The organism is Mesorhizobium sp., from assembly GCF_004963255.1.
GTDB lineage: Bacteria > Pseudomonadota > Alphaproteobacteria > Rhizobiales > Rhizobiaceae > Mesorhizobium.
This window is the reverse complement of the sequence record NZ_SUGA01000039.1, coordinates 41368-55337: the sequence shown is the minus strand read 5'-3', so window position 1 is coordinate 55337 and position 13970 is coordinate 41368. Positions and strand designations below refer to the sequence as shown.

The 13970-nt window shown below is 58.3% G+C and carries 13 protein-coding genes, 1 tRNA gene and 1 pseudogene; 9 read left to right on the top strand and 6 right to left on the bottom strand.

The genetic code is table 11. The annotated features are described in order from the left end of the window. Nucleotides 1-46: 46 nt before the first annotated feature. The 3 genes from E5X34_RS27805 to E5X34_RS27795 form a co-directional block, all read right to left on the bottom strand. On the bottom strand, nt 47-787 hold the full coding sequence (locus E5X34_RS27805; RefSeq protein WP_292571533.1) for a metallophosphoesterase family protein: 741 nt from the start codon (nt 785-787) through the stop codon (nt 47-49). 381 nt (nt 788-1168) lie between these two features. Further along, nucleotides 1169-1585 (bottom strand): hypothetical protein, encoded by a 417-nt coding sequence (locus tag E5X34_RS27800; protein ID WP_292571531.1) that lies wholly within the window; start codon nt 1583-1585, stop codon nt 1169-1171. Between the two features lie 22 nt (nt 1586-1607). Next, on the bottom strand, nt 1608-2315 hold the full coding sequence (locus tag E5X34_RS27795) for a helix-turn-helix domain-containing protein (RefSeq protein WP_292571529.1): 708 nt from the start codon (nt 2313-2315) through the stop codon (nt 1608-1610). Between the two features lie 305 nt (nt 2316-2620). Here E5X34_RS27795 and E5X34_RS27790 point away from each other — a divergent pair. After that, nucleotides 2621-2710, top strand: a tRNA-Ser gene (locus tag E5X34_RS27790). Nucleotides 2711-3264: 554 nt separating this feature from the next. On the opposite strand, the pseudogene E5X34_RS27785 reads toward E5X34_RS27790, so the two are convergent. Beyond that, nucleotides 3265-4360, bottom strand: a pseudogene (locus E5X34_RS27785) (IS5 family transposase). Nucleotides 4361-4462: 102 nt separating this feature from the next. Between E5X34_RS27785 and E5X34_RS27780 the strand changes: the two are divergent. The 4 genes from E5X34_RS27780 (at nt 4463) to E5X34_RS27765 (ending at nt 7844) form a co-directional block, all read left to right on the top strand. Continuing rightward, complete coding sequence (locus E5X34_RS27780; RefSeq protein ID WP_292571527.1) at nt 4463-5068, top strand: SIS domain-containing protein; 606 nt, start codon at nt 4463-4465, stop codon at nt 5066-5068. Then, a complete protein-coding gene (locus tag E5X34_RS27775; RefSeq protein WP_292571525.1) occupies nt 5065-5985 on the top strand; it encodes an ROK family protein in 921 nt (306 codons plus the stop codon). Before E5X34_RS27780 ends, E5X34_RS27775 begins: the two co-directional genes overlap by 4 nt. A gap of 460 nt (nt 5986-6445) precedes the next feature. Next, nucleotides 6446-6874 (top strand): hypothetical protein, encoded by a 429-nt coding sequence (locus E5X34_RS27770; RefSeq protein ID WP_292571523.1) that lies wholly within the window; start codon nt 6446-6448, stop codon nt 6872-6874. A gap of 13 nt (nt 6875-6887) precedes the next feature. Beyond that, nucleotides 6888-7844 carry a tetratricopeptide repeat protein gene (locus E5X34_RS27765; protein WP_292571520.1) on the top strand — a complete coding sequence of 319 codons (957 nt, stop codon included), beginning with the start codon at nt 6888-6890 and terminating at the stop codon, nt 7842-7844. A gap of 1059 nt (nt 7845-8903) precedes the next feature. On the opposite strand, the gene E5X34_RS27760 is transcribed toward E5X34_RS27765, so the two are convergent. Beyond that, nucleotides 8904-9314: an MAPEG family protein gene (locus tag E5X34_RS27760; RefSeq protein WP_292571518.1), complete on the bottom strand. Its 411-nt coding sequence runs from the start codon at nt 9312-9314 to the stop codon at nt 8904-8906. A gap of 341 nt (nt 9315-9655) precedes the next feature. Further along, nucleotides 9656-10357, bottom strand: coding sequence for a TetR/AcrR family transcriptional regulator (locus E5X34_RS27755; protein ID WP_292571516.1), 702 nt, complete (start codon nt 10355-10357; stop codon nt 9656-9658). Nucleotides 10358-10680: 323 nt separating this feature from the next. Between E5X34_RS27755 and E5X34_RS27750 the strand changes: the two genes are divergently transcribed. From E5X34_RS27750 to E5X34_RS27735, 4 genes are all read left to right on the top strand, one after another. Next, nucleotides 10681-11346, top strand: a complete 666-nt coding sequence (locus E5X34_RS27750) for a carboxymuconolactone decarboxylase family protein (RefSeq protein WP_292571514.1) — start codon at nt 10681-10683, stop codon at nt 11344-11346. 38 nt (nt 11347-11384) lie between these two features. Continuing rightward, on the top strand, nt 11385-11828 hold the full coding sequence (locus E5X34_RS27745; RefSeq protein WP_292571511.1) for a DUF3224 domain-containing protein: 444 nt from the start codon (nt 11385-11387) through the stop codon (nt 11826-11828). A gap of 183 nt (nt 11829-12011) precedes the next feature. Beyond that, on the top strand, nt 12012-12752 hold the full coding sequence (locus E5X34_RS27740) for a DUF4336 domain-containing protein (protein ID WP_292571509.1): 741 nt from the start codon (nt 12012-12014) through the stop codon (nt 12750-12752). A gap of 177 nt (nt 12753-12929) precedes the next feature. Further along, entirely contained in the window at nt 12930-13901 is a 972-nt protein-coding gene (locus tag E5X34_RS27735) for an NAD(P)-dependent oxidoreductase (RefSeq protein ID WP_366664916.1), read from the top strand. Nucleotides 13902-13970: the final 69 nt, after the last annotated feature.

The window sequence follows — 13970 nt, the reverse complement described above, 5'->3', positions numbered from 1 at the left end:
CAAGGAGATAGAGCGGTTCGCCGTTTCCGTGAAACGGTGAAACGCTCTAGCGGCCGATCTTCAAGCGCATGCCGAGCCACCCGGGCAAGCCTGACGCCTGAATCTTGCGAGCGGTTTCTTCATGATCGTAAGGAACGCGCACCATCGTCACCTCGCGCCGTTCCGTGTCGAGAAGCGCGAAGCAGGCGGCCGGGTTGCCATCACGCGGCTGGCCGACCGCCCCGACGACGACAAGATGCCGCCTAAGCTCGGACAAGGGCGCCCCCACATTGTCCAGCGGCCGAAAATGAACCGGCCGGCTGCCGGGCAAAGCGTAGTAGATGGCTGGAATGTGGGTATGGCCACAGAAGATGAAGCGGGCATCGCTTGACGACAGGCAGCGTTCTGCCGCGTCGATGTCGCGTATGTACAACCATTTTTCCGGCCGTTCCGCGCTGGCGTGAACATAGAGCCGGTCGCCGGATCGTGAAGAGAGCGGCAGCTGCGCAAGAAAATCGAGCTGTGCCCGGGCGAGCCGTTCGCGGGTCCACTCGATGGCGATGCGCGCGTTCTCCGTCATGTCGGTCCGGCCCAACGCCGCCGCTTCATCGTGGTTGCCCTTGATGCAGAACGCGCCGCCCTCCACCAGACCGGCGGCCTTCTCGACCACATAGACAGGATCGGGCCCGTAGCCGACCAGATCGCCAAGCAGAACCAGCTGGTCCGGCGCCTGCTTCCGAACGACCTCGAGGACTGCGTCGAACGCCTCACGGTTGGCATGGATGTCAGACAGGATCGCGACGCGCATTCAACCTTGTCCCGGGAAGCGCGCAACATAGCAAGGCGACGGCTGCAAGGAATTTGATCCGGCTCAATAACCGTGCGTGGTCTTACGGCGGAGCTCCCCCCGCCAACGCGACCACCTTGTCGACGTCCACGACATTGCCTGCAGATCGGCTGTGCCACCTCTCACACACGCTGAAACGAAGCTGCACGCTCAGGCGCGAACGGCACCCGCGGGTCAGCCCGCGCACGTCACGCGAACGCGCGGCATGCCGTCGCTAAGGCGGCCTTCGGGGCCATCCACGGCCAAAAGCCTTTGCAACGCCATTATGGCTGTCGGTAGCTAATCAAGTTGTTCGGTTTGGTAGCACATCATTTGTCCGCTTCTGTTTTGCGTCGAAGCGGTTCACGCAGCTTGCCCGGTGGGGCAGGTTTGCTGGATTGTGGCGCCTTGTGAGCTTATGTCGCAATGCGTCTGGGCCCGTGGAAGATTGCGAGCGTACCATCCGGGTATTGCCTGACCTTGACCGTGGCTTTGACGAAGTGGTCGGATCGGACTTTGCGGCAGCTGCAATCTGAGCCGCGCGAAGGCGACGGTATTGTCGCGGGCAACGACGCGCTCTTCCTGGATGCACAGGATCTCGGCCAGAACCGCCGGATCGGCAGCGACGAAGGCGCTGTCCTGGACCGCGGCCGGCCTAGCGAAGCGGGCGTTGTGAGCCGGCAGATAGGTCTGTGCGATGAAGCGGTTGGCGGCCTCGATATCGACAATGCCGGCCAGCGCCAGCTCCTTTGGCAGCCGATCCTGCAAGGTGGAGAACATCCGCTCCGAGCGGCCCCTAGCTTCAGGCGAATAAGCCGGGATATGCTCGATTCCCAGTTGCCGCAGCGCCCGCCCGACCTGCGTCAGCCTTGTCGACCGCCTCGCCGGCCTTGAGCGTCACGAAGTAATGGCTGCCGCGATCGGTGTAGAGGCTCGATGGCAGGCCTCGGACGGTAAAGGTCTCCATAAGCCCCTGAAAGCTCGACGCCGTGCCTTCCTCGGCAACCAGGAAGGCCGAATAGAGCTTGCTCGTGGCATCGTCCATCGTCACGATCAGGTCCAACTCCGGCTGACCCGCCAGCCAGGCATGCCGGCTGCCGTCCTGGTGCAGCATCATCCCTTCGCATGGCTTCCTTTCCCGCTTGCGCCGATGCGCCCCGCGTCGCTTGGCCCGCTTGACCAGCCCGGCCGCATGAAGCTGCGTCTTGATAAAGGTATAACCCCAGCTGAAGTCGTGATCGCGTATCAGGTGCTCGTGAAAATGCTTCACGTTCCAACCGAGGTAACGGTTCCGGTAAAGCTCCAGCATCTCCTCGATCGCCTCCGCAGGCACCCGGCGCGTCGAAAGCTTGCCCAAACGCCGGTCCCTTAAGCCTTCCTCCCCAGCCTCTTCATAGCGGTCCCGGTACCGGCGGAACTGACGTTCCGACATCCCTAGCAGCTCACCCGCCTCCATCATCGAAAGATCGCCGCCATCCCAGCGGCTCAAAACGTCCCGAAACTTCTGCATTCTCCGGTCCTGTAGCCATGCTGTCCGTCCCATCCCCAGCCTCCATTCGCTGGCGATAAAACCGGACAACTCGTGTGCTACCTAACCCGGACAACTCATGTGCTTACGACAGCAACGCCATTATGGCTTGGCATTCGCTTTCGGATCGACTAGATGAGCCCCGCGCCTGTTTGCCTAGACGGCTAGCGGGTGCGGGGAAGGGTTGCCCGCCGGTTGAAGGCACACCACATATCCGTCAAGGACTTCCCATGGGAGCATCTCCCCAACCCGCGCGGCAAAACCGGCCGGCGCGAGATGTCAAGGACGGAGAGGTGGCCGAGTGGTTGAAGGCGCACGCCTGGAAAGTGTGTTTACGGGAAACCGTAACGCGGGTTCGAATCCCGCTCTCTCCGCCAGCTATCTTCCATAAAAACCGTTTGTTTTCAGAAACTTCGTTCCGGGCCTTGATCGCCAGAAACTGAAGGATGATAGCGCTCCCCGATCCCGAGGTCATATCGCGGATCGCCAAACGATCCTGTCGGTACGCCCAGACTGTAATCCACCCGCAAAGTCGCGGCATAACTAAGGTCACCGATTCTCGCAACGTGCAGCGATTCTCTCCGTTTGGCGAAGACACCCTTCGGCTGTCGCGGCCCCCAGTTTCTATTCACTTCGAGTTCGTTTGCAGCGCGGGTTGTGCCCTGCTGGCCGAAGGAAGCGATGGGCGCTGGCGAGGAGCCTTGGCCATAGTGCAGCGCAAGAGAACGTTGCAGAGGCGAGGGGCACAAATTTCGAAAGCTTCAAGAACCTGGGGAGACTAGATAACCTCTAACAGGCTGCGGAAAAACCGAAGCCGTGGGGCCGTTTTGCGTTTGGTTGATGTGAGATCGGCTTATGCGAGGGTCATTTTAGCGGCTCTTTCGGCCGGTTTTGCCGCGATCGGCCGGTTTGAGGTGGATTGCGGGCGCATTTAGGCCGTGGCCATCAGCTTTGGCAGCCGGACCAGGTTGTAGGCGGCGACGGTCAGGGCGAACGCCAATCCACCTTCTCGGTCCCTCGATGGCGTGTTTTGCGAAGGCTTGCGATGGTCTTGATCCAGCCGAAGACCTCTTCGATCCGCTTACGAATGCGCAGGCTGACGGCATAGCCGGGATGCCTCGTCGTGCGCGCATCGAGAGCGCTTCGACGCAGGATGCCGTTCTTGTCGACATGCTCATGCTTGGCGATGTGCGGGGTGACCTTGCGCTTGCGCAGGCGGCGACAAACTCGCGCGCGTCGTAGGCCTTGTCCGCGCCGAGCGTGATCCGCCGCTTGGCGCCCAATCGATCCACCAACGCCAGTGCCGCTTCCCGCTCGGCTGTCCCGGTCGCCGGCGTCAGCGTCGCGCCGATCACCAAACCGTTGCGGTTCTCCATCAGGACATGACCCATGAAAGCGATGCGCGAGGGTTGGCCGGTGGCCTTGCGGTACAGCTTGGCATCGGGATCGGTCGTGGAAGCATGTGTCTTGTTGGAACGCTTCTCGCCGTGAAAGTCGCGCTCCCCATTGCGACCCGGGCTAGGTGGTTCGCCACTACCGTCCTTGGGACGGAAGCTCTTGATCGAAGCCCACGCCTCGATCAGTGTCCCATCCACTGAGAAGTGCTCATCCGACAGCAGATTACGCCTGCGCGCCTGCGCCACCACCGCGGCCAGGAACTTGCTTGCCACATCGCCCGATAGAAGCCTCTCCCGGTTCTTGGTGAAAACCGTGGCGTCCCAGATCTCGGCATCCATCGACAGGCCGACGAACCAGCGCAACAGCAGGTTATAGCCTAACTGCTCCATCAACTGCCGTTCCGACCGGATCGAGTAAAATGCCTGCAGCAGCAAAGCCCGAAGCAGCTTCTCCGGCGCGATCGAGGGACGACCAACCTTCGAATAAAGTCCCTCAAAATCCGACGACAACACTTCAAGCGCCTCGTCGGCTATTGCCCGGATGGCTCGAAGCGGATGATCCGATGGAACCCGAGCCTCGCAGCTCACATAGGAAAAAAGCCCTTCCGTCCCATCATCTCCACCGCGCATCTCATCCTCCAATCTCTCCGGCGGAATCGAATCACGGACTGGCCCCAGACGAAAGAGTTTTTCCGCAGCCTGCTAAAGCTCCATAGTGGCAAGGAGGCGACCGTGAGCAGCAAAAGCTACCTCAACACACTGGCCGCGATACACAGGGTTTGCGCCCATGTGCAAGGTCGCGCGGATGAGGCGGCAGTCAACGAAATCCAGGTTCTGGCGGGCGATTTGCAGGGTGCGATCGAGGCGCCGCCACGGATCGTGTCCCTGGTCTCGGAGCGCGCACTGGCTGCTCCAAATCCGCGGTTCGCCTTGATCGGCTCAGGGCCTGACGCCGCGACCGCGCTTACTGGCGCACTGATTCTCAAGGAAGCCTCCAAGGTCGCCGCCGAAGGGTATATCGGCGGCGCCTTCCGACACGGGCCGCTGGAACTGGCGGGCCCCGGGCTCACCGCATTCCTCTTCGGATCGGGCACGGAAGAGGACCTGACCCTTCGTCAACTCGCGCAGGATCTATCCAGGACCGGCAGCACGGTCGTCGCGATCGCACCGCGCCGCTACGACGGAGCGGAACAGATCGCCGTGCCGCCACATCCGGTCTGCAGCCGTATGGCGCATGCCATGATCGCCGTGCAGCATCTCAGCGTCAGTCTGGCCCGGCAAGCCGGCTTCGTGCCGGGGGAATTCCGTTACGGCCAGAAGATCACGGCGCTGCTGTGAGAGACGTTTTCGTAGGTGTCGACCTTGGCGGAACAGGGAGTCGGTTCGTCGCCAGGGGGCCACAGGGCGTCATTAGGACGAGCGTTCTGAAGACCGCAGAACTCGGTGCGGGAAGCCGCGAGACGAGGCTGGAGCGATTGGTCGGCACGATCCATCGTCTCGTGCCTCTTGGGGACACCTTGGCCGGTATTGGAATCGGCGCGACCGGACCCGTCGACCGCGGCGCCGGAGTGATCCATAACTTCGACACCCTGCCCAAATTCTCGGAGATCAGGCTGGTCGCTGAAGTGGAGACCCGACTCAAAGTCCCGGTAATCATCGAAAATGATGCTGTGGTTGCCGCCATTGGGGAGCATCGGCTCGGGGCTGGCGAAGGCGCTTCGCGCATGCTCATGGTGACGCTGGGCACCGGCATCGGCGCGGCGTTTCTCGTCAACGGCGAACCATTCCGTGGGCCGAACGGAATGCATCCCGAAACAGGACATATCCCCATCGTGAGCGGCATCGGCCGATGCTATTGCGGCGCCGAAGGTTGCTGGGAGCAGGTAGCATCCCGCTCGGCACTCCAGGCCATGCTCCGACAGCATCTACCATCCGACGTGCCGGCCAAAGAAGTGATCCCTCTTGCAGCCGCATCGGTGGGCCGGAATCCCTTCATACGGGAAGCATTCGATACTTACGGAAGCCTCGTGGGGCGAGGTCTGTCGATTCTCCACACGCATTATTTGCCGAGCGTCACCGTGCTTGGCGGCAGCGCTGCCGCTTATCTTCACCTCTTCGAGGAGAAGCTGCACAGGGCCATTGAGAGAACTCCAGCGTTCGCTGTGGCGTCGGCAATACATGTTGCACGCCTTGGCGATGAAGCCGGCGCAATAGGCGCCGCTTTAGTGGCACAAGACCAATTCGCAAAGCGCTAAACTATCACGTCGCTGGATCAAGATCCCTGGGCAGTTGGAGGGGTCTTCTGGCGTCACACGGTTTTGGGGCTGCTTTTCATATCAGAGCGCTAAACGTCGGTCGAAACGCAAGCATGGCAGCAGCACCGAACCGGAACCTCTCAGAAGTCAACGTCGGCCAGAGTGACGCCACACCGAAGGCGCAATGTCCGCAAGGGAGCCGTTTCCGGATAGTCGGCTTTCGGTCAGGATATGTAGCAAGCCGACGTTCAGCTACCGACCCCGTCATCGCCGTCCAACAATTGGGCCAAAATCATATAGATTTCAGCGGCAGAGCGACTTTCGAACCCTGATCACGCTTGCTTGCGGATCAATTGGCCACACTGCGATGTGGTCGCCTAACACAAAATTGATCTCCATCTTGGATTGACTTCAAGTAGGCGCAGCAAATTCCTTCTAACCACGAGAGATGGAGGAAGGAATGGCTGATGAGGTCAATCCAAATAACCCTGCTCCTGGGGCTGTAGCCGAAGTTGCGATGACCGATGGTACAGCGGAGGGGCCCATTACTATCGATCAGTTTTGGGATCGAAACCCGTTAATTATTCCCTGGATGGAACCATATCTCCCGATAAACCGTATGTGGAAAGCTGCCATGTTTATAGCATGTAACTGCTTTTTGTCCGTAATTATAATTTGCATATTCTCAAATATATTGCTATTATCAGAAAAACTTCTTTTTGCTCCGGCTATTATTTTGATCGGCTTCGATTCCTATCTTTTAGCCACGTTTAATACCCGAATGGCCCGTGCACAGAGGAAATTCATCAGAGCCAAGCTGAATGAGAGACCCTTTGCCGAAAGGGTTCGGATCGGAGTGCAGGGAATCAAAGAATGGTTGAATCCTTAGATCGGAGGCTACCATGCGAAGGTTATCAAAGTTGCTTTGTTTCGTTTCTGGCGTTCTAGCGGCCGGGGTCGTCCATGCCGGGCAGGCGGAAGAGGCCTATAAAAGAGGGGACTACGCAACGGCCGTGGAGTTGTGGAGCGTCATGGCTAACACCGGTGATGCCGAGGCAGAGGACAACCTTGGGACCGCCTACGCCGAAGGCCACGGTGTCACACAGGATTACGGTCAAGCTGCCGCTTGGTACCGCAAAGCGGCGGACCAAGGTGATGCCCAGGCAGAGCACAATCTCGGCTCTATTTATGACCGTGGGTTAGGCGTGAAGCAGGACTTTGCCGAAGCTGCAATTTGGTTTCGCAAAGCCGCCGATCAAGGACTAGCGGTCGCTCAAACCAATCTCGGGTTGCTGTACAGAGATGGAAGAGGCGTCCCGCAGGACTACATACAATCTGCCGCATGGCTCCGTAAGGCCGCAGATCAAGGAACGGCCATTGCCCAATATTTTCTAGGTTTGGCTTATGCCAAGGGGCAAGGTGTCACCCAGGACTATCTTGAGGCAATCGCATGGTATCGCAAAGCCGCAGAGCAAGGGAATGTCTTCGCCGAGCATGATCTTGGTGTGGCCTATGCGGAGGGGCTTGGCGTTACGCTCGACTACGCCCAAGCCGTCTCTTGGTTCCAGAAGGCGGCGGACCAGGGGAATGCAGGTGCTGAGTACGACCTTGGGGTTTCGTATTACAAGGGGCTAGGGGTTCCTTTAGACTATGTGCAGGCCGTAGCCTGGCTGCGGAAGTCTGCCGATCAAGGGTACGCTAAAGCGGAGAATAGCCTGGGAGTAGCATACCTCGATGGCCATGGCGTGAAGCAGGATACTGCCCAAGGTTTCACCCTGATCCGCAAGGCTGCCGATCAAGGGGACCCTACTGCCAAGGCGAATCTAATCAAGTTGGAGCCACCGCCAAAAAAGGCTTAACACCCATCATTTCTTTGATGGGTTGAGGGAGGGTTTGATGCTGAGGCGTACAGCGGCTGTCGCTTTCGCGGCGGCTATCGGGGGCTGGGCCCTCATCTATTCCCTCGGTCAGGTGGTAACCATCAATCGGGTCTGCTCGCAGGGCAGGCTCGTAGTCATCCGTGAAATGTTCGCAGACCGAAGCACGCCACGTGAAACGCTCAGCATTTGCGATACCGAATCCCCGCAAACGGCCCGCGCTAGCCTGCCATACGAACTTTCGAAAAGCTTCCCCGGTTGCTTGGTGTGGCGTGGAACGGAAAGCGGCGGACACGCTATGATTCGAAAGAGCAATGCCGTTTGCGCGGTCCCGGGTAGCACAGACTTCATATGCGACGACGCTAAGGCACGCCACTTCACAGAAAGCTATTCAATCGCAGACTCGGTTTACGCAGTGAAACCATGTTCGAACGACACCCTGCGAAAATTTGGCCTTGGTTCCTGAGCCGCGACAAACGTGTTTGGGGAACAGCTAGGGCACGTCCGCTCTTTGCACGCCATCACGATCCACTTAACGACCTATATGGGGCGCAAACCGGTCATTCGCGGCTGTGTAACAAACTGCGTAACAAGTGACAAAAAAAAATTCAACGAATTCAATGGTTTATGGCCCAATTCGAAAGACGCTCGGTCCGCCAAACCATTCACTGCGGCAATCTAATCCCGCTACCAGGCTGATTCCTACGCGCCCGGGGATATTAGTCTGCACGATTCTCTCCTCTGACCAACACCACCGACTAGCATCGTCTCCTTAGCCGCCATCACTAATGGCTGGATGAGGGGCCGAGAACCTACAGTCCGCCGCCTTTGGGTTAACGGTTGGGGGAAAGTGCTTCACCGTCCGCTTGACCAAGGTTCGAGCGGCAAGGCAGCGTTTGATGCTTGGCTCCCGGATTCCGAACTTCAAGGTTCCTGTCCTGCCAGAGCTCCGCCAGCCGCAGCACCTGGGCGCTAATGTGCGTTAGCGTTTGACATTGCGGGTAGGAACATTTGTGTCTGCCGCAGTCCATGACAAACCAGCTAAATAGCGGGTCCTACAAAAAGCGCTAGCCATATGAGCTTGGCAAGTGCACCGAACATCAGAACTGACGCGGCGATCGCCTGGATGCCGAAGCCCAGATACCTCTTCTGCGGACTGAGTGAATATCCCACGAAATAAGCGACACGCCCCGCGATCCAGACGGCGCCGATCGCCACTGCCAAGGCGGCACTGCAGTAGAGGGCGAATAGCCAAAGTGATGGCAAGAAAATCGGCATCCATTCGACCGTATTGAGGTGCGCCCTGATCTTGCGTTCGGTTGCCGGGTCGCCTGCCATCGTTGGAGCTCCCAACCCTGACCTGATCCTCGCGCGTGAAACGACGCCAGCCATCATGAAGCACATCATGGCTGACAACAGTGTCACGATCCCAACGCCGGCATAGATGTTCATCGTTCCTCGATATGCTCAAACGCCCGGAGCGACCTGGGCCCGAACGAGCTGGCTGTTGTGTCGGGTAGCACGATAACAGACCTACGGTCTATTAAAAAGACCATCAGTCTCGAATGCCCTTCGGCAGCTTGAACCTGCGCCTGTCGATGCTCCTAAGGCCTGAGCGACTATTGGACCGTGCTACTCCCAATTCGCATGTGGCCGCACGCGACTGTCAGATCAAGCAGGCTTCGGTAGTTGAAAATTCTTCGCGTGAAGGACCAGTGCTGTTCGTAGTGCTGCGGACCCCCAGCCAGCAAACAGCACACGACAGCGGCGCAGCCAATCCTCCTGGGCCACGCCTACTTCAACGGATTGAGCGCCCTCACAAGTTTTTTTGCGAAGTCGGGCTGTCCAATCGAAAACGTATCGTCAGGCAAGCCCAGCATGCGACCTATCGTTAGGGCGTGAAACCTGAGCCGCTTCTCAAGCACGGCGGCAGCCGCATCTCTGCGGCGCCTCGTTTGAGCCGCCATGGCTTCATCCAGGATGTATTTGGTAGCTGCCCCCATTTGCAGGATGAGGTCGCCTACGCCTTCGGCATCGAAGGTATCGAAGGTGCCTTCGTTCACTCCCTCGGCGATTATCACGGCCAGCACCGGACGCATGCGATCGGCCCAAGCATCGATAATGCCTTGATATAGCATTTTGCTCTCGGGGCGAAGCAAGGCGCCGAAAACGGAACGCGTGACGTCTACGTTGCTAAGGCGGATCTCAGCGCCCTTATCGAGAATTTTCTGAAGTCGCGATTTTTGGTCGATACCCGCCTCGTTGAGAATGGGCTCGAGCGCCTGGTAAGTCTGCTCCGTCACTGTTTCAAAAAGAGCTAGCAGCAACGCTTCCTTGGACTGGAAGTGATGATAGAACATGCCTTTTGACAGACCGGCCAGTTCAATCACCTCATTGAGGCTGGTGTTGTCATAGCCACGCTCAAGGAAAATTTTGAACGCAGCGTCGAGAATCTCGGCTCGACGCAGTTCCGGGTGTCTGATTACCCGGGGCATTGACACCTCCGGCAGTGGCAATTTGTGACCATGACCTGCTCCCCTTTCCGCCAATGTAAGCCGACCGACCGAAACGCAATCGCTATCTTTCGGTGCATTTGGATTTGGACAGATATGCGGTTGATCCGTAATGAGCAATGTCGCCGTAAAAGTTTGTCCCAACCGATTCCGACGGGCCTCGCCTGCTTGGCCAAAAACTCGAACGCGCCAACACCTGGGGCTTGCGGTTCGTCGCTGCTACCGCCGATTCCAAAAATTGCGGAACGAAAAGACCGTCAGTCTGTTTATCAAACTCATGGTCTGAACGACACTCGGAGCTTGATATGGCACTTCCATCAGAAGATAGAGTTACACGCTTGGATCCGGTTTTCGGCGCCATGGGCATCGAGGCAGGCCGCGCAATATGGTCCGACTCTAAGCTGAATCCGCGAGAGAAGGCGACTTTGCTGATCGCCGCCGACGTGCGCGTCCCCGAACTCGGGTTGCCATTTGAACTTCATATCTCAATGGCGCTCAAGGGCGCCGATATGTCAGTAGAACATCTCAGGGAGGTTCTTCGGCAGATCGCGCCATATGCGGGGCTTAATATCACTTCGATGGCATTCGAACGAATGATCGAAGTCGCTCAGAAGGCTGGCTACGATACTGACAGTAGTGCCCGAAGGCGACCAGGTCCAATCGGCGAAGTTCCCTACAGCGAACCAGAACTGGCCCGTCTGCGCTCAGCAAATGCTCGCCTCGCAAATTCGCTCTCGCGCATATCGGCCGAGCTGTGGCATCGCGAAAACCTGAGCCATCGCGAGAGAGCCTTGGCGATGCTCGCCATCGACATTGTCGGCGGGACCCTGGGCTCACCATTTGACCGGCACGTCGCGATCGCGAGAAGAGTGGGGTTGGCCAAGGAGGAATTGAGCGAGATGATCGAAATCCTCTCAGAATTCTCCTTCCCACGCGCATGGCAAGCAGCTGAAGCCCTTCAGCGCATTTAAGCCAACCCAATCCAACTCCGGTTTATAAGGATTCCCCAATGTCACAGCCTAAGAGCGCCGACCATAAGACCATTCAGAGTGTTGTCGAGGTGGTCAAATATAATCGCAACGTGATCGATCAAAAGGCTGACAGCGAGCTGTCGGTTGTGGAGACGTTGCTTGAGGAACGCTTCACGGGTGGGCTCGAGGCGATCGGGACTGCTAAACACGTGCGATTGGAGCGAATGGACGGCTCCGGCACCTTGATCTGCTACGAACGGATCGATGGAACCTTGGACGGTCGCAAGGGGTCCTTCCTGCTTGATGCCTCGGGCTTCATGGATGCACGGGCCTATATACACGGCCGATGGGAGATCATTCCTGACACTGGAACGGGAGTGCTTGAGCGCGTGCGAGGATATGCGAGCTTTATGGCAAAACGAGATGAACAAGCAAAGAGCGGCTGGACGGCCCAGACCACGCTTGCATACTGGTTTGAATAGATGCGCCGCGGTGACGGCGCTCTTCGGCATATCGTGAACCGACATCATTGATCCATCGAGAACCGTTTCAGGCGCCGCGCCGGGGCTAAGCGACAGGCTCATCCTGGAACTCCTGTTGCAGGCCGCTGGTCTTTTATGTGGATCATTGGACTGAAATTAAATGCGCTCTCCTGGGAGGTGGCAATGAGACCCGGATACCGCCTCTATGAGCCGCTGTTCGTTCTGAAGCCGATCGCGCCGGATGTCTGGGTGGCGGATGGCGGTGAGATTCGCATGCATCTGGGCATTCTACGCCTGCCGTTTCCGACTAGGATGATCGTCGTGAGGCTCCCAGATGGAGGGCTCTGGGTCCATTCACCAATCGCCGCGGCGCCGCGATTGATTGCCCAGGTCAGGGAACTTGGCGCCGTCACGCATCTGGTGGCGCCAAACAACCTCCATTACACGTGGATTTCAGCTTGGTCGCATGAGTTCGGCCAGGCTCGCGTATGGGCCGCTCCAGGAATGAGTGCAAATTCATCGACAAGGCTGCCCAAGCATGAGCTTTTGTCAGACACAGAACCACCGCCGGAGTGGCAAGGATCATTCAAACAGCAGCGAATTTCGGGTGGTCCCCTCACGGAGGTGGACTTCTTTCACAGGAAAAGCCGCACTTTGATACTCACCGATGCGATAGAGAATCTCGATCTGAAACGGTTTAGGTCAGTCATCTATCGCTTCGTGACATGGGCGGCGGGCTCGAATGAGCCTGATGGCATGTTACCCTGGGAGCTACGCAAACACTTCCAGACAAACCGATGCTACAACCGGGCGGCTATCGACCGAATGATCCAGTGGCAGCCCGAACGTATCCTGCTCGCTCACGGCCGTTGTTACTATCAGGACGGAGCCGAGGAGCTAAAGCGAGCTTTTCGCTGGCTTTAATCGGCTCAGACACCGCCCGGCTGATCGGCTGTTGTCATTCCAGTCCGAGTGCCCCCCGCTCTGCACCTTGGCGCCTGTAGCTCGACCAGAAAACCAGCCTCTAGACGTTGAACAAGACCAACGGTCTCCTATATAGACCATCGGTTTGAAATTCGTATGCCGTGAAGCATATGAGGGATGGCTCGCGGGCGGAATGGCCGCGGCTTTGCCCTAAGCTCAGGAGGCAGTATGCGAATCGCAGTCACTGGAGCGACGGGAGTGATCGGCCGACGCACGGTTCCCCTTCTGCTCGCGACAGGACACCAAGTCACTGCTGTAGTTAGATCGCATTCTAGGCGACGACAGCTATTGCCTGCCGAAGTCCAGGCAATCAATGCGAGCCTGTTCGACATCGACCAGCTCACGACCACTTTCGGAGGACATGACGTCGTCATTAATCTCGCCACGCACATTCCATCTTCCATGTTTTCAATGATGTTTCGCTCTGGATGGAAACAGAATGACCGCATTCGAAGTGTCGGCTCTCGCACTGTCGCGGATGCCGCTGCCGCTGCCGGTGTCAACGTGCTGATCCAGGAATCGGTCGCACTTGCATATCCATCATCAGGTGCCAGTTGGATAGACGAATCGGTTCCGTTACAGCCACCAGCTAATGCCAGAAGTGTGCTCGATGCCGAGGCGTCCGTCGCGAACTTCGCAGCCGGAGCCGGTCGAGGCGTTGCTTTGCGTTTTGCTGCGTTCTACGGCCCGGATGCCGACCAGACGAAGATGATGGCACGTTCAGTCCGCGCGGGATGGGCGCCGCTGCCTGGTGCTCGCGACAGCTATATCTCGTCGATTTCACATGATGATGCCGCCCGTGCAGTCGTTGCCTCCCTGGAAGCACCGTCGGGCGCATACAATGTGTCAGATGACCACCCCGTCACGCGGGACGAGTTTTTCGCGGTAGTCGCGAAAACATTGCGGGTGAAGCCCCCGCGCATGCTTCCTGCATGGACAGCTCGATTGATGGGTATTGTTGGCGAAGCCCTGATCCGATCAACAAGAGTCAGCAATGGCAAGCTCAAGGCTGCCACTGGTTGGATACCGGCTACCCCCAGCGTAGCCGAAGGACTCCCTGCTGCGGTCGAGGCTGCCCTGAAAGGCTAGGAGAACGAGCGCGCTGCCGTGGTCTCCGCGCAGTAGGGACCTTCAGCTAGGCACCTCAAGCGGGAATAT